The sequence below is a fragment of the Candidatus Tenderia electrophaga genome (assembly GCA_001447805.1).
GTDB classification, from domain to species: Bacteria; Pseudomonadota; Gammaproteobacteria; order Tenderiales; family Tenderiaceae; genus Tenderia; species Tenderia electrophaga.
This window is the reverse complement of the sequence record CP013099.1, coordinates 361607-384641: the sequence shown is the minus strand read 5'-3', so window position 1 is coordinate 384641 and position 23035 is coordinate 361607. Positions and strand designations below refer to the sequence as shown.

Sequence of the window (23035 nt, the reverse complement as noted above, 5' to 3'; positions counted from 1 at the left end):
CGGGAAATTGTCGCAATAGTAACATTCCCCAGCCGTTGACCATAAGGCCGCACCCCACTATATTGGCGGACTATGAGTCAGGATCAATCACGCAGTCATGAGCAGGATCTCAAGTCCCTCGAATTCCGGGTCGATGAGCTGATCCAGCTATGCCATCAACTGAAAAGCGAGAATCAGGCCCTGCGCGAGCAGCACGGCAGTCTGATGTCGGAACGCGCCAGCCTGATGAAAAAGAACGAGGCGGCGCGCTCCCGGGTTGAGTCCATGATCATGCGCTTGAAGAATATGGAACAAGAATATGGCCAATGAGCCCAAGCCGGTGGTGCTCACTATCCTGGGCAAGGAATATCGCGTCGCCTGCCCGCCGGAGGAACGCGAGGCCCTGCTGCAAAGCGCTGCCTATCTGGACGAGAAAATGTGCGAGATCCGCGACCGCGGCCGCACCACCGGCAGCGACAACATCGCCGTCATGGCGGCCCTCAATATCACCCACGAACTGATGCAGAAACAGGGCCAGGGCGACAAGATCGATAACACCCTCAGCGCCCGGGTAAAGAACCTACAAAGCAAGATCGAGGCGGCGCTCTCCAGCGCGCGCCAGATCGAGATCTAAATCACCGCCCCCGAGTTCGCCAGCCGGATTTCCTTCCCACCACCCTTCTACTGCCACGGCTCAATGGCACCTCCTGACTGGCTTTTGCGCGGTCGGCGTGCTCGACAGACTGGCAAGTATGCCCGGCGCGCGCCTCGGTCGAATAAAATCCGCCATGCCGCACCCTTGAACCGTCTCGTTACGAACAAGGGTGAAAAATCCGGGCTAGAAAATTACGGTGCGTCATCACGCTGCCGCCATTGCCGGCGCAACGCCTTTTGCCGCGCCTCAGACAGACCTTGAAACCACGCGGCGCGCTCCAGCAGCCGGGCCCGCTCCCGGGTGGGGAGCTGCTGGAAGCGTTCGAACTGCCGGCGGATGAGGTGTTTGCGCTCGGCGGGCAAGGACTGCCAATCGTGAAAACGGCGTTGCGCGCGGTGGCGCTGTGCGGGGGTCAAGGCCAGCCATTGTGCCGCCCCCCGAGACAAGCGCAGCTGCTGGGCCGGGGCCAGAGACGACCAGCGCTCGGCATGGGGCTGCAACAATTGCCGCTGCGCCGGGCTCAGTCGTTCCCAGGGTAAGGGCGCTTGTGCCGCCACGCTCATGGCGACCAGCAACAGCGCGCTCAGCGCACTAATCCTGAGCATCGCGGCGCTCCAACCATCGATAAAACTCGAGATCACGATAAAACGCCGGTGCCGGCGCGGCGGCGAGCAATTCCAAATCGTCGAATATGGGCGCCAACTGGGTCTGCGCCGGTGTCAGCCGGTACAGCAACACCGCCAGTACCACCAGCGCCAATACCATAACAACGTCCAGCCACAACCTGCCGCGCGATGGCCATTTACGCACTGGCGCTTCACTCCATTTGATCGAAACGGGTTATTTTATCCCAGATTCCGGCAGCGTCGATGTTTTCCTCAATTATTCCATGGCGGAACAATCTTTGAGCTGCTAACGGTTTTGCTTTACTATAATCGGTGATGGCATCCTCTGCGGTGTTTGTAAGCGGGCTAAGTAACCTTTGAGCCTTAATGCAAACCCATGGGAACGGGGCTGTTGGATTTGTGTGCATGTCCGCACGACGGAAAGCCTAATGATCCGCGCAAGTTCCCACTTGAACCTTTGGTTCAAGGTCTAATGCCCCAACGGCACAGGCGGAGGATGTCATTTATTTTTCCTGCAGCAGACTAAGCCATCGCCACCGACCGTGAGCTCGCGCGCCACCATCCGCAAACAGATTCGCCTTCGGCGTCAGCAGTTAAGCGAAGCGGAGCGGCAAGATGCCAGCCGCTCTATCGCCGCCAATGTCGCCCACACCCATCTGTTTTGCTACAGCCTACGTATTGCCGGCTTTTTGAGCAATGACGGCGAACCGGATTTGACGCCGCTGATGCAACTGGCCTGGCGCCGCAAGAAACGCTGGCACCTACCCGTCATCGGCAGGCCCAACATCAACCAGCTCTGGTTCGCGCCCTATGCCGCAGCGGACGAATTGGTGACGAATCGCTTCGGCATCGGCGAGCCGGTCACCCCCCTGCACGAGACCACGCGCAGCTATGGCCTCGATCTGGTATTGATGCCCTTGGTGGCCTTCGACAGTCACGGCAATCGCCTGGGCATGGGCAAGGGCTATTATGATCGTACGCTGGAGTTCCTGCATCGACGCCGTCATTGGCGCAAACCGCGCCTGGTGGGGGTGGCCTTTGAATTTCAGAAAGTCGAGCGACTGCCACAACAACCCTGGGATGTCCCCCTGGACGCCATCGTCACCGAGCAATCGGTCTACAATGTGCGCCGGCTCAATCTCTAAAAACAAATGCGGAGCTGTACATGAATTACTGGCTGATGAAATCCGAGCCCGACGTCTTCGGCATCGATCATCTTAAGGCGATGCCCAAAAAAACCGAACACTGGGACGGTGTGCGCAATTATCAGGCGCGCAACATGATGCGCGACGAAATGAAAAAGGGTGACCAGGTATTCTTCTATCACTCCAACTGCAAGGAACCGGGCATCGTCGGCATTGCCGAGGTGGTCAAGGAAGGCTATCCGGATTTCACCGCCTGGAATCCGGAATCGAAATACTACGACCCCAAGAGCACCGAAGAAACGCCTCGCTGGTTCATGGTTGACATCAAGTTCAAGCGTAAGCTCAAGCGCACCATCACCTTGACCGAACTCAAGCACCAACCCGGGCTGGAGGAGATGGCGCTGGTACGGCGCGGCAACCGTCTCTCCATCATGCCCGTGCGCAAACAGGAGTGGACGTTGATTCTCGGGCTGGAATAGCCTTTATCTGAACAGGCTGGTGCCGCTGTGCTGCAGTAGATTCGCCTTGATCTTGAGTATCTCGATCTGGCCCAGGGCGACGATCCGGCCTTTTTCCACACAGCCGGTCAGCATTACCACCAGGGCACGCTCTGCAACGCGAAATACATCACCCACCAAGGAGACGTGCTCAGATTTTCCCGGCATGTTGAATGACACCACCACGCGGTCTTTTTCTTTGGGCAGGACCTCGTCGCTGAATTCAGCATCTACGATCAGACGCAGGGAGCGATCGGAGAAATCGGCCATCACGCCGTTGATCAGGGCGGTCTCGCCGCGGCGACTGATTTGGATGGTGGCGGGAAGATGGGTCTGCAGCCGCAGGTGGGCACGTTGATCGGACAGCATCAGCGAGTCGGTGTCCACCTCGAGAAAGGCGACCGTCTGGCCGGCGTAAACGCCCTCTTTCAGTATGCTGCGTTTAATCACCCCGGTATCCAATACCGGCACCTGGCCGCCTTTATGCTCGCCCATCAGGGTAATGGTATTGCCCTTGACCAGACCGCCGGTCTTGAGCAAGGCCTCGCGCCGGGCGTAGTCAAGCTTGACCTCGCTCTGATTGAATACCGGCACGATGATCCTGAAGGCAGTGATTTTCCTGAAGCTATGGGCCTTACCCTGATCGCTGAACGTCAACGTGCCACTGGTATCATCGCAATTCAAATCACTGCTGGAATACACAATCTCGTCATTAATGGCATAGGCGATGATGACGGTATCGAGCAGCAGCTCTTGGCGATACTCGGGGTAATAGCTGACTTTGGCGCCCACGGGGAAATGGCGCATTAACCGACAAACAATACGACCGTCCAACACCCGATCGTCACCCTTGCCGCCTCCGCGGTCTTTGTTTTTGAAAAAATCCAACATACTGGTTCGCCTGCTCGTGCGCCCACCGATACGCACATGATCGGCACATGGCCGCCGCAACTGTAGCGAATTCAGCGGCACACGATCCCGGCGTCAGTGTCCGGCGGCAATGTCGATACGGGTCAAAATGCCGTTTTCGAAGGTCAGCACCTTGGGCAGCGAGCCACCGCCGAAATCGTAATACCAGCGCTCGGTGTTGACCTCGTGGATCACCTTGTCTTTGCTGAACGGGCTATCGCGCCGGAGAAAACGCTGTGAGCTCTCGATGGTGTCGGGGTCGCCGCAACGCTCCAGCACGCGCGCCTGACGATCACCACTGAGCACCAGCAGGTTGCCGCAGCGCATGCTATCCGCGTGTGCCGTCGCGGCCTGCAGCAACACCACCGCTGCCAGAACCCGACTTGTACGATCAGCGCAGAAAGAGTTTATAGGCCGGGTTGTCGGTCTCTTCCACATAGGTATAGCCCAGCTCGTCGAGAAAGGCCTGCAGCGGGTTTTTACCCCCGTCGGGCACCTGCATGCCCACCAATACCCGGCCATAGGCGGCGCCGTGATTGCGGTAGTGAAACAAGCTGATGTTCCAACCCTGACCCATTTGGGTGAGAAACTCCAGCAGGGCGCCGGGGCGCTCCGGGAATTCGAAGCGGTACAGCAGCTCGTTGCCGACCTCGGCGCGCCCGCCGACCATGTGGCGGATGTGCAGCTTGGCCATCTCGTTATCGCTCATGTCGATGACGGGGTAGCCCTTGTCGGTGAGACGCTTGATGAGCTCTTCCCGGGCATCCTCGCTGCCGCCCAACTGCACGCCGACGAAGACATGGGCGTCCCTGTCATCGGCGTAGCGGTAATTGAATTCGGTCACGCCACGCTTGCCGATGGTGTTGCAGAAACGACGGAAGCTGCCGGGCTTTTCCGGAATGGTCACCGCCAATACGGCCTCGTTACGCTCGCCCAGTTCAGCGCGCTCGGAGACGTGGCGCAGACGGTCGAAATTCATATTGGCGCCGCTGTCGATGGCCACCAGGGTCTGGCCGGTGGCGCCCTCTCGCTCAATGTACTTCTTGACCCCGGCCACCGCCAACGCCCCCGCCGGTTCGGCGATGGAGCGCGTATCGTCGAAGATATCCTTGATGGCGGCGCAGATCTCGTCGGAACTGACCAGGATTACCTCATCGACGCACTTGCGCGCGATGCGGTAGGGCTCCTTGCCGGCCTGGCGCACCGCTACGCCGTCGGCGAAGATGCCCACCTGATCCAGGATGACGCGGCGATGATGCTTTAATGCCTGGTGCATGGAGGGGGCATCCTCCGGCTCCACGCCGATTATTTTCACCTGCGGATAGACGTATTTGATAAAGGCCGCCACCCCGGCGATCAGCCCACCGCCACCCACGGGTACGAACACCGCATCCAACGCGCCGGGGTGCTGACGCAGGATTTCCATGCCGACTGTGCCCTGGCCGGCGATCACATCGGGATCGTCATAGGGATGAACAAAGCTCATGCCTTCTTGCTCGGCCAGTGCCACGGCGTGATGATAGGCATCGTCATAGGCGTCGCCGTGCAGCACCGTGCGGGCGCCGAAGGCGCGCACCGCCGCCACCTTGATGGCGGGGGTGGTCTTGGGCATGACGATCACCGCCTTGATGCCGAGCCGCTGCGCCGCCAGCGCCACGCCCTGGGCGTGGTTGCCGGCCGACGCGGCGATCACACCCTGGGCACGTGCAGAGTCCGGCAGATTCACTATCTTGTTATAGGCGCCGCGCAGTTTGAAGGAAAACACCGGTTGCAGGTCTTCGCGCTTGAGCAGGATGTGGTTGTCGAAACGCGCCGACAGCCGCGGCATCAGGTCGAGCGGCGTCTCCTGAGCCACGTCGTAGACCCGGGCCCGGAGGATTTTTTCGATATATTTCTGTGGCATGGCGCTAAATTAGCAGCTTCTTAGGTAACTTCATAGCGGTGACTTATGTCAGGAGTGCCGGTATCATGAATCAACTTTTTCTACACAGACGGGGGTAAGTCATGGCCTTATCACAAGACGAAATGAAGCGACAGGTCGCCGCGGCGGCGCTGGAATATGTGGAGCCCGGCATGGTCGTCGGTATCGGCACCGGCTCGACGGCCAATTATTTTATCGACGGCCTGGCCAAAATGAAGGGCAAGATCGACGCCACCGTCGCCAGCTCCGAGGCCAGCGCCGAACGCCTGCGCGGCCACGGCATCGAGGTGATCGACCTCAACAGCGCCGGCAATATCCCGCTCTACGTGGACGGCGCCGACGAATCGACCAAGTTCCTGCACCTGATCAAGGGCGGCGGCGGCGCCCTGACGCGCGAGAAGATCGTCGCCGCGGCGGCGGAGAAGTTCGTCTGCATCGCCGACGAATCCAAGCGGGTGGATGTGCTGGGCAAGTTCCCACTGCCCATCGAGGTGATCCCCATGGCGCGCAGCTATGTGGCGCGCCAGCTGGTCAAGCTGGGCGGTGAGCCGGTCTACCGCGACGGCTTCGTCACCGACAACGGCAACATCATCCTCGACGTGCATCACCTTAAGATCATGAACCCGGTAGAGATGGAGCAGACCCTTAACAACATCGTCGGCGTGGTCACCAACGGCCTGTTCGCCAAACGTCCCGCCGATGTGCTGCTGCTGGGCACCGCCGACGGCGTGAAGACCATCACCTGAAGTCGGGCCATGCGGGGCGGAACCCTTCCGCTCCCGCTTTGTCGATTGTGAATATGCAGAAACTTCTCATCACCATCGGTGTTGTGCTCATCGTGCTCGGCGTGCTCTGGCCGCTGTTGCAGAAATCCGGCCTCGGCCGCCTGCCCGGCGATATCGCCGTGGAGAAGGAAAACTTCAAATTTTACTTTCCCATCACCACCTCGATCATCGTCAGCATCGTGCTGAGTCTGATCCTGTGGTTTTTCATGCGCAAATAACGCGCCCTACGCACCTTTCAACATCGCCAATAACTCGTCTTTGAGTGCCAGGCGTACTTTTTTGCGCGCCTCCAGGTAGTCGTCGGACGTGGTTTCGATGTTTTCCTCGATACGATGAATCTCGTGATCCACCTCGTGGTACTCGTCGAACAGCTGGGCGAAGCGCTCGTTGCTCACCTTCAGTTCATGGATGCGGTCGCGATATTCAGGCAGTTCATGGATCAGGTCATGTTTTTCGATGGGCATTTTTTCTTCCTTTGGTTCATTAATAAACCTCAGTCTCCATTCTGCACCTGTTTCAGCTTGCGGTAAAAGGTGCGCTCACTCAGGCCGAGTTGGCGCGCCAAGCTGCGCTTGTCGCCACGATGCCGGGCCACTGCCCATTGCAAATAACGCCGCTCCACCTCGGCCAGCGCTTGGACTTCACCGGCAAACCCCGGCGGCACTGACGACGGCTCGGTGACACACTCCGGTGGCAGGTGCTCGGGCAGGATCATGTCACCATCGGCCAACAGAGTGGCGCGCTCCAGGATGTTGCGCAGTTCGCGCACATTGCCGGGGAAATCATAACGCCGCAGGCAGGCCAGGGTATCGGCATGAAGCCGCTTGGCTGTCTGAGCGCCGCTGCGCTGCAACAACATGTCGGCCAACAGCGCCACATCCTCGCCGCGCTCGCGCAGCGGCGGCAGCGGGATGGGAAAGGTGTTGATGCGGTAGTAAAGATCCTGACGAAAGGCGCCCGCTGCCACCATCCGTTTCAGGTCGCGATGGGTGGCGCAGACCAGACGAAACTGCGCCTGGCGTGGCTCGACGCTGCCGACGCGGCGGTAGCTGGCGGTCTCCAGCAGGCGCAGCAGCTTGACCTGCAACGGCAAGGGAATGTCGCCCACCTCGTCGAGGAACAGGGTGCCGCCGGCGGCCGCCTCCACCAGACCGATCTTGCGCTGCTGGGCGCCGGTAAAGGCACCCTTCTCGTGGCCGAACAGCTCGCTCTCGAACAGCGACTCGGTCAACCCGGAACACTCCACCGGCACGAACGGCCCGGCGGCGTGCGCGCTGGCGGCGTGGATGGCCTTGGCCACCAGCTCCTTGCCGCTGCCCGATTCACCCTGCAGCAGCACCGCCGCCTCGCTGGAGGCGACCCGCTCCACCAGCGCCAGCATGCGGGTGAAGGCCGCTGAGCGGCCCACCAGTCCGGCGCCGTCGCGGCCGTTACCGGCCACCTCGCTTGCTCGCATGATTTCCAGAAACCAGCGCAGCTCACCCGACTCATCGCGCAAGGGCAGGGTCTGCACATCCACGTGCTCCTCGCCGCGGGCGGTGTAGTGCAGATGCAGCACCCGTTGCGGCTGACCGGAGGCTTGACTGTTGCGCAGCGGGCAGGTCTCGCCCGCCTCGTCGCAAGGGCGCGAAAAACGGTGCGAGACCTCGTAGCAGTGGCGGCGCCCCGGGCCGCCGATGGCGCCGTGTTTGTCACGATAGGCCTGGTTAGCCGCCAGGATGCGGTAATCGGCGCCGATGACCACGGCGGGATCTTGAAAACCGTTCAGCAGGGTGGCGATATCCGGGAGTTGTTGATGCGCGTCGTTCATGGTTTGAGCCCGCCATTAATGGCATGCGTCTTATCAAATGTATGTCAAATATGGCACACAATTGTGCCTTTTTCATTCCCTCGCCGCCTTGGCAGCCCACTGCGCCGTTTGCCTGCCCGCCACAATTCCCGATTAAAACAATACGTTAAACCCCGCGCCCGGCGCGTACGGCGCCGATGCCAAACCTGGCACCAAGATTGCGATAGCAAGGGATGCAACAGGAGGTTGCGGGGCCGGTCGGCGACGGTTTATCCCTCATTATCAAGTCTCAACCGCCGTCACCGGCCCATCCCGTATCTATAGTATTTGTCGGAGGCAGGTGATAACTAAACAACACTCTATCCGCAGCGCTGCTGCGATCGCACTACTGGCCGGCGCCGCAGCCGGCGCGGCGGAACCGGCGCAGCCAACAGAGCAGGCGGCACACATCGCCCAAACCTTCATGCAGACCCTGGGCCGCACCCTGCAACAGACCATGAAACAAGAGGGGCCGGTGGCGGCCATCAAGGTCTGCAGCGCAGTGGCGCCCAGCATCGCCGGCGAGCTGTCACGCCAAAACGGCTGGCGCATAACCCGTGTCGGCACCCGTGTGCGCAACCCCATGTTGGGCATGCCCGACGCCTGGGAACAACAGGTGTTGACCCAGTTTCAGGCGCGCGCCGCCGCCGGGGAGTCGTTTAAGGAAATGAGCCACGCCGAGATCGTGGCGGAGCCGAACGGTCGCTATTTTCGCTTCATGAAGGCGATCGGCACACAAGCGCGCTGCCTCACCTGCCACGGCCCGGTAGGGCAGATTCCGGCGCCGGTACACGCCATCCTGAAACAGCAGTACCCCTTCGATGCCGCCACCGGTTACCGGCAGGGCGATCTGCGCGGTGCAGTCAGCATTAAGTACCGCTTCGAGCGCATGTGATGTCCATGGCGCAAAAAACAGACCGGCGACCGAGAACAGCGTAGTGTAGAGCCTCAAGATCGTGGCTGATGATAATCAAGAGATGGGCCTGCGTTATGGCGGCAAACAAATCTACAAAAAACGCGTATCGCTTGCGGGGCAAAGCGGGCGGCACGACTGCGGCTGGCAAATGCCGCTCAATGTACTAAACCTTAAGTGAGTGGGGAGGGAGATGTATGTGGTATTTCAACCGGATACCGGGACGCGGCCTGACGGTCGCCGTCGCCATCATCAATGCCCTGTGGTTAAAAGCATAAGATGCTCTACAGCCGAACAAGCCCCCGCATAACAACAAACGGGTTTTGGTCGCCAAGGGTGTAGTCAACAGAGGAGAAGATCATGGCACATATCGTCATTATGGGTGCAGGCACCGGCGGCATGCCGGCGGCGTATGAAATGCGCGAGAAGCTGGACAAGGCGCACAAGGTTACCGTCGTCAACGCAGTAGACTATTTTCAGTTCGTCCCCTCCAACCCCTGGCTGGCCGTGGGCTGGCGCACACGTGATGACATCACCTTTCCCATCCGCCCGTATCTTGAGAAGAAAGGCATCGACTTCATCGCCAGCGCGGTGGAAAAAATCGACGCCGCCAACAAGCGCCTGGCACTGGCCAACGGCGACAGTCTCGACTACGACTATCTGCTCATCACCACCGGCCCCAAGCTGGCCTTCGAAGAGATCGAAGGCCTGGGCCCCCACGGCGGCCATACCCACTCGGTGTGCACCTCGGACCATGCCGAAGCGGCCTGGGCGGGTTACCAGAAATTTACCCAGGACCCCGGCCATGTCATTATCGGCGCGGCCCAGGGGGCTAGCTGTTTCGGTCCGGCCTATGAATACGCCTTCATCCTCGACACCGACCTGCGCAAACGCAAGATCCGCGACAAGGTACCCATGACCTACGTCACCTCCGAGCCTTACATCGGTCACCTGGGCCTGGGCGGGGTGGGCGACTCCAAGGGCATGATCGAATCGGAACTGCGCAACCGCCATATCAAGTGGATTACCAACGCCAAGATCACCAGGGTGGCGGCGGGCAAGATGTTTGTCGCCGAACACAACGAGGCGGGCGAGGTGATCAAGGAACACGAACTGGAATTCAACTACTCCATGGTGCTGCCGGCCTTCAAGGGGGTCGATGCGGTGGCCAATGTGGAAGGGCTGTGCAACCCGCGCGGCTTCGTCATCGTCGACGAATACCAACGCAGCCCCACGTTTCCCAACATCTATTCCGCCGGTGTATGTATCGCCATTCCACCGGTGGAGGCCACGCCGGTGCCCACCGGCACACCCAAGACCGGTTATATGATCGAGTCCATGGTCAGCGCCATTGTGCAAAACATCGAAGCAGAGCTATCCGGCAAGCAGCCCAGCCACAAAGGCACGTGGAATGCCATCTGTTTAGCCGATATGGGCGACACCGGCGCCGCCTTCGTTGCCCTGCCGCAAATTCCGCCCCGCAATGTCAACTGGATGAAAAAAGGCAAATGGGTGCACGTGGCTAAGGTGGCCTTTGAAAAATATTTCCTGCGCAAAATGAAGCGCGGCTCATCGGAACCGCTGTACGAAAAATATGTCCTCAAGGCCCTGGGCATCGAGCGCCTGCGGGAAAAGTAATTGGCGACATCCACGCGCGGCTCCCCGACACATCGGGGTGCCGTCTTTTCCGTGGCGCCGTAGCCGTCCGCCGCCCGGATCAGGCATTATATTTTGATGGACCGCGCCGATAACTATAAAAATAAACTCGTCACGCCGCATTGATGCCTGCGACCGCAATTGACAATCCAGTTGAATTCGAAAAACCCGGCTTTAGGGCTGACCCGGCCCAGCGCAAGGTTATCGCACGGCTGCAACAATTGTATCAGGCCCTGGTGACGGAACCGCCCCGGGCCGGCCTGATCGACCGGCTCTTAAAGCGCAGCCCGGCACCTGTACACGGCCTCTACATCTGGGGCGGCGTGGGACGTGGCAAGACGCATCTCATGGATCATTTCTACGAGGCCGTGCCCTTCACCGAAAAACAGCGCGTCCATTTTCATCGCTTTATGCAGGGCATTCACGCCGAACTCAAGACTCTGCCCAGGACGCCCGACCCGTTGCAGGTCATCGCCGAACGGCTGGCCGCCAACATCCGCTTGCTGTGCCTGGATGAGTTTCACGTCAACGATATCGGCGACGCCATGCTGCTGGCTGGATTCTTAAAGGCGCTGTTCCAAAACAATGTCACCCTGGTCACCACGTCCAACGTCCCGGCCGACCAACTCTACAAAAACGGCCTGCAACGCGAACGCTTCCTGCCCGCCATCGAACTGATCAAACACTACACGGATGAGCTGCATCTGGACGGCGACTTGGATTACCGCAGCGAATTACTGGAACGCACCGGCACCTTTCATATCAACACGGGCAAAGATGTGACCCAACTGCTGCAACAGCAATTCCAATCCCTCGCCCCCCACACCATCACCATGGCGGCCAAACTGAATATCAATCAACGCGAAATCAACACCGTTGCCGTCAGCGACGACGTGGCCTGGTTCGAGTTCGCCGCCCTGTGCGAAACACCGCGTTCATCGGTCGATTATTTGGAGATCGCGCGCGCGTATCACGCCGTCATCATCAGCGACGTGCCGCAACTGAGCGAGGCCAAGGACGACGCCGCGCAACGTTTTATTCATCTCATTGACGCCCTTTACGACCACAGCGTCAAGACCATCATCAGCGCCGCAGTCAAGCCCGCAGACATCTACAGCGGCCGACGCCACGGCTTCGCCTTTCAACGCACCGCCAGCCGCCTGCAGGAAATGGCCAGCGAGCAATATCTCAACAAGGCGCATCGTTTATAGGTTCAATAGCCGCCGCAGCGGATCCTGTCGATAAAACAGCCCGAATTGTCGGTACACCTCGGGATAGCTCTCAAACAAGACCTGGGGCAGTTCAAAAAAGGTCTCGCTCATGACGGCAAAAAACTCGGCCGGATCTTCGCCGGCATAGGGGTCGATGGCCACCTGCCCGCCCGCATTCAATTGCGCACAGAGATGCGCATATGCCTGTGACAAAGCATCGGTCCAGTCACTGCGCGACATCTGTGCATGCAAGGGCGGCATGCCGTTGGCCGCGCCGTTGAGCATGTCCAGTTTATGGGCGAATTCATGCAGGATGACGTTGGAACCGTGACCGTATGGCCGGACGCCGGGGCGGGCATCCGCCCAGGCCAGGATCACCGGCCCCTGCTGCCAGGATTCGCCTTCCAACTCACGTTCCAGCTCATGTACCACACCGGCCTCGTCATGATGCTCGTGACGCGCGACGAAGGCATCTGGATAGACAATCACCTCGTGCCAGCCGCTGAAGTAATCCAGGTCGAGATTCAAAATCAACAGACAGGCCTGGGCGGCGATCCACACGCGCATCTCATCCGTCAGCTCAATTTCGCCTGCGCCGACAATCGCTTTCTCATGCAGAAAATGGCTGGCGAGTTCACGCAGCCGATGGCGTTGCTTATGATCGAGACGCTGCAATAACTCCGACTGCGCCAGGCAATGCTCCCAAAGGTGTAGTGGGATACGATGCCGGCGCAGGAAACGCTGTTGCCACCAGCGTTGCAGGCGATTCATGACGATTACAGAGCTTGCCGCAGGGCTTCAAGCGCTTCCCAGCGCGCGTAACAGTGGCTTAGCTCCGCTTCCAGCGCTTTCATGCGCGCGTCGAGTTCATGCGCTTTGTCAGGCTGTTGCTGGTAGAGATCGGGATCGGCCAGTGATTGCTGGATCTGCACCAACTCGTTCTCCAGGGTTTCAATCTGTTGCGGCAGCAGGTCCAGTTCGCGTTGGTCCTTGTAGCTCAGTTTTTTGGCCGGTTTGGGTTTCGGCTTGGTGCCCTGTTTCGGTTTGTCCTTGCGGGCGACCGGTTGGGGCAAATCGGAGTTGCGCTGGCGCAGCCAATCGTCGTAGCCACCCACATATTCATTCACCACACCGTCGCCTTCAAACACCAGGGTGCCGGTGACCACGTTGTTGATAAACTCACGATCGTGGCTCACCAGCAGCACGGTGCCCTGATAATCGATCAACAATTCTTCCAGCAGTTCCAGTGTTTCGACGTCGAGATCATTGGTGGGCTCGTCCAGCACCAAGACGTTAGCCGGCTTGGTGAACAGCTTGGCCAACAGCAGGCGGTTGCGCTCGCCGCCGGAGAGTGAGCGCACCGGCTGACGTGAACGTTCCGGGGCGAAGAGAAAATCCTGCAGATAGCTGATGATGTGGCGCGGTTTGCCGTTGATGGTGACTTCAGAGCGGCCGTCGCTGATGTTGTCGATGACGGTTTTGTCCTGATCCAGCTGGGCGCGGTGCTGATCGAAATAGGCCACCTCCAGCTTGGTGCCGACCTTGACCCTGCCCTGCTGGGGCTCCAGCTGGCCGAGCAGGATCTTCAGCAGCGTGGTCTTGCCGGCGCCGTTGGGACCGATGATGCCGATCTTGTCGCCGCGCAGGATAGTGGTGGAGAACCCCCTGAGGATGTCCCGCTCGCCGTAACGCTGACTCACACCCTCCACCTCGATGACGATCTTGCCCGAGGACTCCGCCGCCTGGGTCTGAATGTTGGCCGTGCCCTGGCGCTCGCGCCGCTGGGCGCGCGCGTCGCGCAAGGCCTTCAATGCCCGCACGCGGCCCTCGTTGCGGGTGCGGCGCGCCTTGATGCCCTGGCGGATCCAGACCTCTTCCTGGGCCAGCTTTTTATCGAACAGGGCGTTGGCGGTCTCTTCCGCCTCCAGCATCTCCTGCTTGCGCTGCAGATAGGTGGCGTAGTCGCCGGGCCAGGAGGTGACGCGGCCGCGGTCCAGATCGATGATGCGGGTGGCCAGTTTCTGCAACAGCATGCGGTCATGGGTAACGAACAACAGGGTGCCGCGGTAATTGAGAAAGAATTCCTCCAACCAGTTGATGGCCGCGATGTCGAGATGGTTGGTGGGTTCGTCCAGCAGCAACAGATCAGGGTTGTCCACCAGGGCGCGGGCCAGCAACACGCGGCGCTTCAGGCCGCCGGACAGCTCGGCGAACTCGGCATCGGCATTCAATTGCAGGCGCGACAGCGTGGTATCCACCTGCTGGCTCATCTCCCAACCACCGGCCGCCTCCAGACGGTGCTGGACCCGCTCGAGGTCCGCCATGGCGGCATCGGAGTGGTCGGTGGCCAGGCGCTGCACCGCCTGGTGATAGCGCGACAACAACTCGCCCTGCTGGCCCAGCCCGGCGGCCACCACATCATAGATGGCGCCGTGCATATCGTGGGGCACCTCCTGGGTCAGGCGCGCCACCTTCAGGCCCTGCTCCTGCTCGATCTGGCCGTCGTCGGGCGTGATCAGCCCGGCCAGCACCTGCATCAGAGTGGACTTGCCGGCGCCGTTGCGCCCCACCAGACAGACGCGCTCGCCGCGCTCGATTTGCACATCGACACCGTCCAACAGCGGCGCACCGCCGAAACTGACGACAACGTTACGTAGGGTGATTAAGGCCATGGAAACTCCTGAAATTGAGGCGGCCTATGGTACTGGGAATCGGGGTGCAACTGAACTGTCATTAAGCGGTAACAAAGCAAATCTAATATATCGACCTTCGTAGATATAGTGACTTTACCATGGATACCGATCAACTCTTCAGGGCGCTTTCAGACACCACCCGGCTGCGCAGCCTGATGCTGCTGGATGTGGGCGAACTGTGCGTCTGCGAACTGGGCCACGCCCTGGCGTTGCCGCAACCCAAGATCTCCCACCACCTGGGCGCCCTGCGCAAGAGCGGGCTGGTCAGCGACCGCAAGGAGGGACTGTGGACCATTACCGCCTCCACGCCGAGCTGCCGGCCTGGGTCATAGAGCTGCTGCGCACCACCGCGACGGGCATTGCCGCTACCCACCCCTTCTGCGACGACCGCCGGGCGCTGGCCGAGCTCTCGCGGCGCGCGGCAGACATCTGCTGCAACTGACATTCAATGACGAGGAGCAAACCATGACCATTCGCATAGGCATCAACGGCTTCGGCCGCATGGGCCGCCTGGGGCTGCGCGCCGGCTGGGACAAGCCCGACTACCAGGTGGTACAGGTCAACGAGATCGCCACCGATACCGCCGGTTCGGCCCACCTGCTCAAGTTCGATTCGGTGCACGGCATCTGGGGGCCGGAGTGCGCCGCCGAGGGCGACATGATGCTGATCGACGGCCAGACGATTCGCCACAGCAGCAACAAGGCGATCAGCGCGAGCGACTGGTCCGGCTGCGATATGGTCATCGAGGCCACCGGCAAACACCACAAGCAGCCGGAGACGCTGCAGACCTATTTCGATCAAGGGGTGAAGAAAGTGATCGTCGCCGCCCCCACCGAAGGCGCGCTCAATGTGGTCTACGGCATCAACGACCATCTCTATGATGTCGCCGAACACCACCTGCTGAGCGCCGCCTCCTGCACCACCCACTGTCTGGCGCCGCTAATCAAGGTGATGCACGAACATGTGGGCATTAAGCACGGCTGCATGACCACCATTCACGACATCACCAACACCCAGACCATCGTCGACAAGGGCCACAAGGACCTGCGCCGCGCCCGCGCCTGCGGCGAGTCGCTGATCCCCACCAGCACCGGCTCGGCCAAGGCGATCACCAAGATCTTCCCGGAGCTTCAGGGCAAACTGAACGGCCTGGCGGTGCGCGTGCCGCTGCTCAACGGTTCGCTCACCGACCTGGTGTTCGAGGCTGAGCGGCCGGTCACCGTCGAAGAGATCAATGGCTATTTCAAGGCCGCGGCCGAGGGTGAGCTGAAAGGCATCCTCGGTTACGAGGAACGGCCGCTGGTCTCTATCGACTACAAGGACGACCCGCGTTCCTCCATTGTGGATGCGCTCTCCACCATGGTCATCGACAACACCCAAGTGAAGGTACTGGCCTGGTATGACAACGAGTGGGGCTATGTAAACCGCATGATGGAGCTGGCGCAGAAGGTGGCCGCGTCCCTCAAATAACACCTGAGTTCCCCCTCCCTCGGGCAGGGGGTATCTAGCGAAAAGTTCGAGATGCAAGCAGCACTGCGCAACTACCTGGTCGTCACCGGCGGCTATTGGGCCTTCACCATCACCGACGGCGCCATCCGCATGTTGGTGGTGCTCTATTTCAGCACGCTGGGCTACACACCGTTCGAGGTCGCCTCCCTGTTTCTGCTCTACGAGCTGGCAGGGGTGGTCACCAATGCGGTGGGCGGCTGGCTCGGCGGACGCATCGGCCTCAATAAGACTATGCACATCGGCATGGCGCTGCAGATTTGCGCCCTGGCCATGTTGACCGTGCCGGACGCCTGGCTGTCGGTCGTCTACGTCATGATCGCCCAGGCGGTCTCCGGCGTGGCCAAGGATCTCAACAAGATGTCGGCCAAGGCCTCGGTAAAAACCTTTGCCAGCGACGACAACGATTCGCAACTGTTCAAATGGGTGGCCGTGCTCACCGGCTCGAAGAACGCGCTCAAGGGGGCGGGCTTTTTCGTCGGTGCACTGCTGTTGGAGCTGGCCGGTTTTCGCGGCGCCCTGGCGACCCTGGCCGGCGCGCTGCTGCTGGTATTGCTCATCACCATGGCGCTGCTGCCCAGCGCCGTCGGCAAGATGAAGACCAAGGCCAAATTCACCCAGATCTTCTCCAACATCGCCGCCATCAACCGGCTCGCGGCGGCGCGCTTTTTTCTGTTCGGCTCGCGCGATGTCTGGTTTGTGGTGGCGCTGCCGGTGTTCTTATACGATGTCCTGGGCTGGGGCTTTGCCGAGGTCGGCGCCTTCATGGCGCTGTGGGTGATCGGCTACGGTATGGTGCAGGCGGCCGCCCCCAGACTGATCCACGGCGGCGCCCCCGGCGGCGGCACCGCCCTGCTGTGGGCCGTGGTGCTGGCGCTGTTTCCGGCCGGGATCGCGCTGGCCCTGCAGGCGGGACTGCCGGCAGGCGATGTGATCGTGATGGGTCTGATCCTGTTCGGCATCGTCTTCGCCCTGAACTCGGCGGTGCACAGCTACCTGATCCTGGCCTATTCGGATCGCGACAAGGTGGCCATGAACGTGGGCTTTTATTACATGGCCAACGCCGGCGGGCGGCTGATCGGCACCCTGCTCTCGGGCGGCGTCTATCAACTGTACGGCCTGGAGGGCTGCCTGTGGACGTCGAGCCTGTTTGTGGCGGCGGCGGCGCTGCTCTCCATCGGGCTGCCGCGGAGCCCGCGTCTGCTGCCGTGATGCCGGTGAGACAGGCGCGCTAAGCGGCGCCCCTGGCCGTGGTTTTGATGCCGGCCCAGAACACGGCGAGCTGCTGGTGATACATGCTGGAGACGGCGGCAAAGTTGTTCTGACGCAATACCAGGGGCACGCCGTAAAACAATGAGGCCAATCCCGCCATGACGGTGGGCAGGTGCACGTTGGGCGGCAGCTCGCCGCTGCGCACGGCCTGCTCCAGGGCCGGCAGCCAGGCCTTGTCGACACCGCCCGCCGGCAGCTCTTCGATGCCTTCATAGTCGGGATAGGCGATCTGGCGCTCGGCCAGGCCGATCTCGACGGGTTCGGGCTTGCCGCGCAGCAGCGCCTGACGGGCGATGATCTCACCCATCACGCCGGGCTGTTGCTGCAACGCCGCGGCCATGAAGTCGAAGCAGGCGGCCACTGCCGCCACGCCTTGCGCCTGGATGTGACGGCAGCGCCAGTTGAGCTCCAGCATCCACAAGCGGGTGTAGTAGTCGAGCAGGTCGGTCTTGCGCGGGAAGTAGTTGAAGAACGTGGCCTCGGAGAGTTCGGCGTCCTCGCACAGGTCGCGTACCGCCACCTCCTCCAGGCTGGACTGCTCCAGGCGTCGGGCCAGGGCTCGGGCCAGTTTCAAGCGGGTTCTGGCGAATTTGCGTTCTCTCAGGCCCGGTTTTTTGCTCATCCTGATAGCTCCACTTAAAAATAATGCCATCTATAGTTTTTTAGCCACCGTTAAATTTAAACAAAAAGCAATCATTTTTCAAATAGATAAACAGCATCCCCCCGTTTCTGCTATAAGCCTTTAAACGGGGCAGGTCGATAAGGCATAGAGAGACCGACAATAACTCCATGGAAACCCTGACCAATACCTTTGTCGTGCTGTTCATCGTCACCGATCCCATCGGCGTGGCGGTGATCTTCGCCGCCCTCAGCCGTCGCCACTCCGACGCGGCGCGGCGGCGCATGGCCCTGGCCGCCACCCTGCTCGCCAGCACCATCCTGCTGGTCTTTTTCCTCGTCGGCGCCCGCCTGCTCGAGGTCTTGGGCATCACCCTGCCGGCCTTTCGCATCGCCGGCGGGGTGATGCTGTTCCTGATCGCCATCGACATGGTCATGGTGCGTCAGTCGGGCCTGCGCGCCACCACCTCCGGCGAACAGTCCGAGGCCGAACATAAGGAGGATCTGAGCGTCTTCCCGTTGGCCTTCCCCCTGATCGCCGGGCCGGGGGCCATGACCACGGTCTTGCTCATGTCCTCGCACAGCAGCGGTTTCCCCGCCGGCTTCGGCCTGGCGGGTGTGATTTGCCTGGTGATGGCGCTGATGCTGGCCTGCCTGTTGGCCGCCGCCAACATCGCCCACCGCCTGGGCGAGACGGGCGCCAACGTCGTCACCCGTCTGCTGGGGCTGATCCTGGCGGCCTTGGCGGTGCAGTACATCCTCGACGGCATCAAGCAGGGACTGCTGTCCTGATGCGCCCAAGCGGCAGACGCCCTTTCCCCCTGGCGGCGGACGCATCAGCCCCACCACTCAGCTAAAACCAGGCAAAAACAGCACCTGATTCCCCACCCGATATAGCGAATTTCACGGTTATCATACCCCCCGCGCCACCAATGCACACCAGGGGCACTTGACGGCCGTGTTAGACTAAGCACCGTTTCAAAAAACTATGGCGGAATAATGTCGAATATAGAATCCCTATTAAAACAACGTATTTTGGTCCTGGACGGCGCCATGGGCACCGTGATCCAGCGCTATAAACTGGACGAAAAAGACTATCGCGGCGAGCGCTTCGCAGATTGGCCTTCGGATCTGAAGGGCAATAACGACCTGTTGGTGCTGAGCCAGCCCGGCATCATCAAAGAGATTCACACCGATTATCTGAAGGCCGGCGCCGATATCATCGAGACCAACACCTTCGGCGCCACCACCATCGCCATGGCCGATTACGACATGCAGGATCTGGCCTATGAGATGAACGTGGCCGGGGCGCGCCTGGCGCGCGCGGCCTGCGACGAAGTCGCCACACCGGATAAGCCGCGCTTTGTCGCCGGGGTGCTCGGCCCGACCAACCGCACCGCCTCCATCTCGCCCGACGTCAACGATCCGGGCGCGCGCAATACCAATTTTGACGAGCTGGTGGAGGCCTATAGCGAGGCCACCCGCGGCCTGATCGAGGGCGGCGCCGACCTGATCCTGATCGAGACCATCTTTGACACCCTCAATGCCAAGGCCGCCATCTTCGCGGTGCAGAATGTCTTCGATGAAGTGGGCCAGGAACTGCCCATCATGATCTCGGGCACCATCACCGATGCCTCGGGCCGCACCCTGTCCGGCCAGGTGACCGAGGCCTTCTACAATTCCCTGGCCCATGCCAAGCCCATTTCCATCGGCCTCAACTGCGCCCTGGGTGCGGAAGAGCTGCGCCAGTATGTTGAAGAACTGTCGCGGGTGGCCGATTGCTACGTGTCCGCACACCCCAACGCCGGCCTGCCCAACCCGCTGGCCGAGACCGGTTACGACGACACCCCTGAGAACATGGCGGGCCATATTAAAGAATGGGCCGAGAGCGGCTTTCTCAACATCATCGGCGGCTGCTGCGGCACCTCACCCGAATTCATCGCGGCCATCGCCGAGGCGGTGCAGGACATCGCACCGCGCCAGCTCCCCGAGATCCCGGTGGAGTGCCGTCTGTCGGGCCTTGAGCCCTGCAACATCGGCCCCGAGTCGCTGTTCGTCAACGTCGGCGAACGCGCCAATGTCACCGGCTCGGCCAAGTTCAAGCGCCTGATCCTGGACGGCGACTACGACACCGGCCTGGACGTCTGCCGCGAACAGGTGGAGAACGGCGCCCAGGTCATCGACGTCAACATGGACGAGGCCATGCTCGACGGCAAGGCCGCCATGATCAAGTATCTCAACCTGGCCGCCTCCGAGCCCGACATCTCCAAGGTGCCGGTGATGGTGGACTCCTCCAAGTGGGAGATCATCGAGGCCGGCCTGAAGCGCATCCAGGGCAAGGGCATCGTCAACTCCATCTCGCTGAAAGAGGGCGAGGAGGAATTCATCCGCCACGCCAAACTGGTGCAGCGCTACGGCGCCGCCACCGTGGTGATGGCCTTCGACGAAACGGGTCAGGCCGACACCTTCGAGCGCAAGACCGAGATCTGCAAGCGCTCCTACGACATCCTGGTGAACCAGGTGGGCTTGCCGCCGCAAGACATCATCTTCGACCCCAACATCTTCGCCGTCGCCACCGGCATCGAGGAGCACAACAACTACGCCGTCGACTTCATCGAGGCGACGCGCTGGATCAAACAGAATCTGCCCCACGCCATGATCTCGGGCGGGGTCTCCAACGTCTCCTTCTCCTTTCGCGGCAATAACACGGTGCGCGAGGCCATCCATGCCGTATTCCTGTATCACGCCATCAAGGCGGGCATGGATATGGGCATCGTCAACGCCGGTCAGTTGGCGGTCTATGACGACCTGCCGGAGGAGCTGCGCGAGGGCGTCGAGGACGTGATCCTGAATCGCCGCGATGACGCCACCGACCGCCTGCTGGAGATCGCCGAAAAGTACAAAGGCGACGGCAAAGAGGCCAAGAAAGAGGACCTGGAATGGCGCAGCTGGCCGGTGGCCAAGCGCCTGGAACATGCCCTGGTGAAGGGCATCGATGCCTACGTGGTGGAGGATACCGAAGAAGCGCGCCAGGCCTTCGACCGCCCCATCCATGTCATCGAAGGGCCCTTGATGGACGGCATGAACGTGGTCGGCGACCTGTTCGGCGAAGGCAAGATGTTCCTGCCCCAGGTGGTGAAATCGGCCCGTGTCATGAAAAAGGCGGTGGCCCACCTGATCCCCTACATCGAGGCGGAGAAGGCCGAGGGCGCCAATAAGAGCAACGGCCGCATCCTCATGGCCACGGTCAAGGGCGACGTGCACGACATCGGCAAGAACATCGTCGGCGTGGTGTTGCAGTGCAATAACTTCGAGGTGTTCGATATCGGCGTCATGGTGCCCACCGCCACCATCCTGGAAAAGGCCAAGGAGCACGAAGTGGACGTCATCGGCCTGTCCGGCCTGATCACCCCGTCGCTGGAAGAGATGAGCCACATCGCCAAGGAGATGCAGCGCCTGGGCATGAAGACCCCGCTGATGATAGGCGGCGCCACCACCTCCAAGGCGCATACCGCGGTCAAGATCGACCCGCACTATGAACAGCCGGTGGTCTGGGTCAAGGATGCCTCGCGTGCGGTAGGTGTGGCCCAGCGCCTCATCTCCACCGATCTGCGCGAAGCGTTCGCCGCCGAACTGAAGCAGGACTACGACGACGTGCGCGAACGTCATGCCGGTCGTCAGGCCGCTGCCAAATGGCTCAAGCTGGAACAGGCGCGCGCCAATAAGACGCCCATCGACTGGTCCGATTACCAGCCCAAGGCACCCGCCTTCACCGGCACCAAGGTGTTCGATGATTATCCGCTGGACGAACTGGTGGACTACATCGACTGGACGCCTTTCTTCCACAGCTGGGAGATGAAGGGCAGCTATCCCAAGATCCTCGACGACGCCCACAAGGGCGTGGAGGCACGCAAGCTATTCGATGACGCCCAGACCATGCTGAGTCAGATCGTCAAAGAGAAATGGCTCACCGCCAAGGCGGTGATCGGGCTGTATCCCGCCAACGCCGTCGGCGATGACATTGAAGTCTACACGGACGACAGCCGCGAGGAAGTGCTGACCACCCTGCATAACCTGCGTCAGCAGCAGCAGAAGCCCGAGGGTAAGCCCAACCGCTGCCTGAGCGATTATGTCGCGCCCAAGGAGAGCGGTGTAAAGGACTACATCGGCAGCTTCGCCGTCACCACCGGCATCGGTATCGACGAACGGGTGGCCGAGTATGAAAAGGAGCACGACGATTACCACGCCATCATGCTCAAGGCCCTGGCCGATCGTCTGGCCGAGGCCTTCGCCGAGCGCATGCACGAGCGGGTGCGCAAGGAGTTCTGGGGCTATGCCGCCGACGAGCAGCTCAGCAACGAAGCGTTGATCAAGGAACAATACAAGGGTATTCGTCCCGCTGCCGGCTATCCGGCCTGTCCGGATCACACCGAGAAGGACCTGCTCTGGAACCTGATGGACGTCAAGGAAAGCACCGGCATCTGGCTCACCGAGGCCATGGCCATGGTGCCCACCGCGGCGGTCAGCGGCATCTATTATGGTCATCCCGAATCGAGCTATTTCGCGGTCGGCAAAATCAATCGCGAACAGGTGGAAGACTATGCCCAGCGCAAGGGCATGAGCGTGAAGGATGCGGAATACTGGCTGGCGCCCAACCTGGGTTACGAGGCCGACTAAAATAGTCCGCAAATGAACGCCAATAAACGCGGATGATGTGTAAACGCCAGTCAGGCAGGCCGGCGTGCCTGTGCCGGGCACAATCAAGACGCGGCGCAGGCCGATGTTTTATTCGCGTTTTATCGGTGTTCATGCGCGGACAAA

At 60.8% G+C, this 23035-nt stretch carries 22 protein-coding genes and 1 pseudogene; 14 read left to right on the top strand and 9 right to left on the bottom strand.

From position 1 onward, the window contains the following. Positions 1 to 72: 72 nt before the first annotated feature. Both Tel_01775 and Tel_01770 read left to right on the top strand, forming a co-directional pair. Entirely contained in the window at positions 73 to 309 is a 237-nt protein-coding gene (locus Tel_01775) for a hypothetical protein (GenBank protein ALP51967.1), read from the top strand. Beyond that, complete coding sequence (locus tag Tel_01770; GenBank protein ID ALP51966.1) at positions 299 to 613, top strand: Z-ring-associated protein ZapA; 315 nt, start codon at positions 299 to 301, stop codon at positions 611 to 613. Before Tel_01775 ends, Tel_01770 begins: the two co-directional genes overlap by 11 nt. A gap of 212 nt (positions 614 to 825) precedes the next feature. Here the strand turns inward: Tel_01770 and Tel_01765 are convergent, their stop codons facing one another. Further along, positions 826 to 1239 (bottom strand): hypothetical protein, encoded by a 414-nt coding sequence (locus Tel_01765; protein ID ALP51965.1) that lies wholly within the window; start codon positions 1237 to 1239, stop codon positions 826 to 828. A gap of 563 nt (positions 1240 to 1802) precedes the next feature. Between Tel_01765 and Tel_01760 the strand changes: the two genes are divergently transcribed. Both Tel_01760 and Tel_01755 read left to right on the top strand, forming a co-directional pair. Next, positions 1803 to 2405 carry a hypothetical protein gene (locus Tel_01760; protein ALP51964.1) on the top strand — a complete coding sequence of 201 codons (603 nt, stop codon included), beginning with the start codon at positions 1803 to 1805 and terminating at the stop codon, positions 2403 to 2405. 20 nt (positions 2406 to 2425) lie between these two features. Next, positions 2426 to 2884, top strand: a complete 459-nt coding sequence (locus Tel_01755; protein ID ALP51963.1) for an EVE domain-containing protein — start codon at positions 2426 to 2428, stop codon at positions 2882 to 2884. A 3-nt stretch (positions 2885 to 2887) separates the two neighbouring features. On the opposite strand, the gene Tel_01750 is transcribed toward Tel_01755, so the two are convergent. The 3 genes from Tel_01750 to Tel_01740 all read right to left on the bottom strand — a co-directional run bounded on the left by Tel_01750 (position 2888) and on the right by Tel_01740 (position 5714). Further along, positions 2888 to 3793 carry a hypothetical protein gene (locus tag Tel_01750; GenBank protein ID ALP51962.1) on the bottom strand — a complete coding sequence of 302 codons (906 nt, stop codon included), beginning with the start codon at positions 3791 to 3793 and terminating at the stop codon, positions 2888 to 2890. 93 nt (positions 3794 to 3886) lie between these two features. Then, positions 3887 to 4177 carry a hypothetical protein gene (locus tag Tel_01745; GenBank protein ALP51961.1) on the bottom strand — a complete coding sequence of 97 codons (291 nt, stop codon included), beginning with the start codon at positions 4175 to 4177 and terminating at the stop codon, positions 3887 to 3889. Positions 4178 to 4202: 25 nt separating this feature from the next. Further along, entirely contained in the window at positions 4203 to 5714 is a 1512-nt protein-coding gene (locus Tel_01740; GenBank protein ALP51960.1) for a threonine dehydratase, read from the bottom strand. Positions 5715 to 5815: 101 nt separating this feature from the next. Here Tel_01740 and Tel_01735 point away from each other — a divergent pair, with 101 nt between their 5' ends. After that, the gene (locus tag Tel_01735; protein ALP51959.1) at positions 5816 to 6478 is read left to right on the top strand and encodes a ribose 5-phosphate isomerase; all 663 of its coding nucleotides are present in this window, start codon (positions 5816 to 5818) and stop codon (positions 6476 to 6478) included. Between the two features lie 53 nt (positions 6479 to 6531). Continuing rightward, positions 6532 to 6735, top strand: coding sequence for a hypothetical protein (locus Tel_01730; GenBank protein ALP51958.1), 204 nt, complete (start codon positions 6532 to 6534; stop codon positions 6733 to 6735). 6 nt (positions 6736 to 6741) lie between these two features. Here Tel_01730 and Tel_01725 read toward each other — a convergent pair whose 3' ends face one another. Then, positions 6742 to 6981: a GTP-binding protein gene (locus tag Tel_01725; GenBank protein ALP51957.1), complete on the bottom strand. Its 240-nt coding sequence runs from the start codon at positions 6979 to 6981 to the stop codon at positions 6742 to 6744. 29 nt (positions 6982 to 7010) lie between these two features. Continuing rightward, positions 7011 to 8327: a Fis family transcriptional regulator gene (locus Tel_01720; protein ID ALP51956.1), complete on the bottom strand. Its 1317-nt coding sequence runs from the start codon at positions 8325 to 8327 to the stop codon at positions 7011 to 7013. Between the two features lie 442 nt (positions 8328 to 8769). On the opposite strand from Tel_01720, the gene Tel_01715 reads away from it, so the two are divergent. The 3 genes from Tel_01715 (at position 8770) to Tel_01705 (ending at position 12125) form a co-directional block, all read left to right on the top strand. After that, positions 8770 to 9240, top strand: a complete 471-nt coding sequence (locus Tel_01715) for a hypothetical protein (GenBank protein ALP51955.1) — start codon at positions 8770 to 8772, stop codon at positions 9238 to 9240. Between the two features lie 378 nt (positions 9241 to 9618). Beyond that, positions 9619 to 10896 (top strand): pyridine nucleotide-disulfide oxidoreductase, encoded by a 1278-nt coding sequence (locus tag Tel_01710; GenBank protein ID ALP51954.1) that lies wholly within the window; start codon positions 9619 to 9621, stop codon positions 10894 to 10896. 143 nt (positions 10897 to 11039) lie between these two features. Beyond that, entirely contained in the window at positions 11040 to 12125 is a 1086-nt protein-coding gene (locus Tel_01705; protein ALP51953.1) for a hypothetical protein, read from the top strand. Here the strand turns inward: Tel_01705 and Tel_01700 are convergent. Both Tel_01700 and Tel_01695 read right to left on the bottom strand, forming a co-directional pair. Then, positions 12120 to 12896 carry a hypothetical protein gene (locus Tel_01700; protein ALP51952.1) on the bottom strand — a complete coding sequence of 259 codons (777 nt, stop codon included), beginning with the start codon at positions 12894 to 12896 and terminating at the stop codon, positions 12120 to 12122. The genes Tel_01705 and Tel_01700 overlap by 6 nt on opposite strands. A 5-nt stretch (positions 12897 to 12901) precedes the next feature. Beyond that, a complete protein-coding gene (locus Tel_01695; GenBank protein ALP51951.1) occupies positions 12902 to 14797 on the bottom strand; it encodes an ABC transporter ATP-binding protein in 1896 nt (631 codons plus the stop codon). A 119-nt stretch (positions 14798 to 14916) separates the two neighbouring features. Here Tel_01695 and Tel_01690 point away from each other — a divergent pair. The 3 genes and pseudogenes from Tel_01690 to Tel_01680 all read left to right on the top strand — a co-directional run bounded on the left by Tel_01690 (position 14917) and on the right by Tel_01680 (position 17536). After that, a pseudogene (locus Tel_01690) lies at positions 14917 to 15260 on the top strand (ArsR family transcriptional regulator). 23 nt (positions 15261 to 15283) lie between these two features. Further along, entirely contained in the window at positions 15284 to 16288 is a 1005-nt protein-coding gene (locus Tel_01685) for a glyceraldehyde-3-phosphate dehydrogenase (protein ID ALP51950.1), read from the top strand. Between the two features lie 51 nt (positions 16289 to 16339). Then, on the top strand, positions 16340 to 17536 hold the full coding sequence (locus Tel_01680) for an MFS transporter permease (GenBank protein ID ALP51949.1): 1197 nt from the start codon (positions 16340 to 16342) through the stop codon (positions 17534 to 17536). 19 nt (positions 17537 to 17555) lie between these two features. Here Tel_01680 and Tel_01675 read toward each other — a convergent pair whose 3' ends face one another. Further along, entirely contained in the window at positions 17556 to 18218 is a 663-nt protein-coding gene (locus tag Tel_01675; protein ID ALP51948.1) for a hypothetical protein, read from the bottom strand. A 167-nt stretch (positions 18219 to 18385) separates the two neighbouring features. Here Tel_01675 and Tel_01670 point away from each other — a divergent pair, with 167 nt between their 5' ends. Then, the gene (locus tag Tel_01670) at positions 18386 to 19006 is read left to right on the top strand and encodes a MarC family transcriptional regulator (protein ALP51947.1); all 621 of its coding nucleotides are present in this window, start codon (positions 18386 to 18388) and stop codon (positions 19004 to 19006) included. Positions 19007 to 19213: 207 nt separating this feature from the next. Beyond that, positions 19214 to 22891, top strand: a complete 3678-nt coding sequence (locus Tel_01665; protein ID ALP51946.1) for a methionine synthase — start codon at positions 19214 to 19216, stop codon at positions 22889 to 22891. Positions 22892 to 23035 lie beyond the last annotated feature (144 nt).

Excerpts from the sequence above, each read along its gene's own strand:
- Tel_01765 (ALP51965.1), bottom strand. The coding sequence starts at position 1,239 with ATGCTCAGGATTAGTGCGCTGAGCGCGCTGTTGCTGGTCGCCATGAGC.
- Tel_01710 (ALP51954.1), top strand. The coding sequence starts at position 9,619 with ATGGCACATATCGTCATTATGGGTGCAGGCACCGGCGGCATGCCGGCG.
- Tel_01695 (ALP51951.1), bottom strand. The coding sequence starts at position 14,797 with ATGGCCTTAATCACCCTACGTAACGTTGTCGTCAGTTTCGGCGGTGCG.
- Tel_01740 (ALP51960.1), bottom strand. The coding sequence starts at position 5,714 with ATGCCACAGAAATATATCGAAAAAATCCTCCGGGCCCGGGTCTACGAC.
- Tel_01720 (ALP51956.1), bottom strand. The coding sequence starts at position 8,327 with ATGAACGACGCGCATCAACAACTCCCGGATATCGCCACCCTGCTGAAC.
- Tel_01755 (ALP51963.1), top strand. The coding sequence starts at position 2,426 with ATGAATTACTGGCTGATGAAATCCGAGCCCGACGTCTTCGGCATCGAT.
- Tel_01680 (ALP51949.1), top strand. The coding sequence starts at position 16,340 with ATGCAAGCAGCACTGCGCAACTACCTGGTCGTCACCGGCGGCTATTGG.
- Tel_01675 (ALP51948.1), bottom strand. The coding sequence starts at position 18,218 with ATGAGCAAAAAACCGGGCCTGAGAGAACGCAAATTCGCCAGAACCCGC.
- Tel_01725 (ALP51957.1), bottom strand. The coding sequence starts at position 6,981 with ATGCCCATCGAAAAACATGACCTGATCCATGAACTGCCTGAATATCGC.
- Tel_01735 (ALP51959.1), top strand. The coding sequence starts at position 5,816 with ATGGCCTTATCACAAGACGAAATGAAGCGACAGGTCGCCGCGGCGGCG.
- Tel_01750 (ALP51962.1), bottom strand. The coding sequence starts at position 3,793 with ATGTTGGATTTTTTCAAAAACAAAGACCGCGGAGGCGGCAAGGGTGAC.
- Tel_01715 (ALP51955.1), top strand. The coding sequence starts at position 8,770 with ATGCAGACCCTGGGCCGCACCCTGCAACAGACCATGAAACAAGAGGGG.
- Tel_01665 (ALP51946.1), top strand. The coding sequence starts at position 19,214 with ATGTCGAATATAGAATCCCTATTAAAACAACGTATTTTGGTCCTGGAC.
- Tel_01730 (ALP51958.1), top strand. The coding sequence starts at position 6,532 with ATGCAGAAACTTCTCATCACCATCGGTGTTGTGCTCATCGTGCTCGGC.
- Tel_01705 (ALP51953.1), top strand. The coding sequence starts at position 11,040 with ATGCCTGCGACCGCAATTGACAATCCAGTTGAATTCGAAAAACCCGGC.
- Tel_01700 (ALP51952.1), bottom strand. The coding sequence starts at position 12,896 with ATGAATCGCCTGCAACGCTGGTGGCAACAGCGTTTCCTGCGCCGGCAT.
- Tel_01775 (ALP51967.1), top strand. The coding sequence starts at position 73 with ATGAGTCAGGATCAATCACGCAGTCATGAGCAGGATCTCAAGTCCCTC.
- Tel_01770 (ALP51966.1), top strand. The coding sequence starts at position 299 with ATGGCCAATGAGCCCAAGCCGGTGGTGCTCACTATCCTGGGCAAGGAA.
- Tel_01685 (ALP51950.1), top strand. The coding sequence starts at position 15,284 with ATGACCATTCGCATAGGCATCAACGGCTTCGGCCGCATGGGCCGCCTG.
- Tel_01670 (ALP51947.1), top strand. The coding sequence starts at position 18,386 with ATGGAAACCCTGACCAATACCTTTGTCGTGCTGTTCATCGTCACCGAT.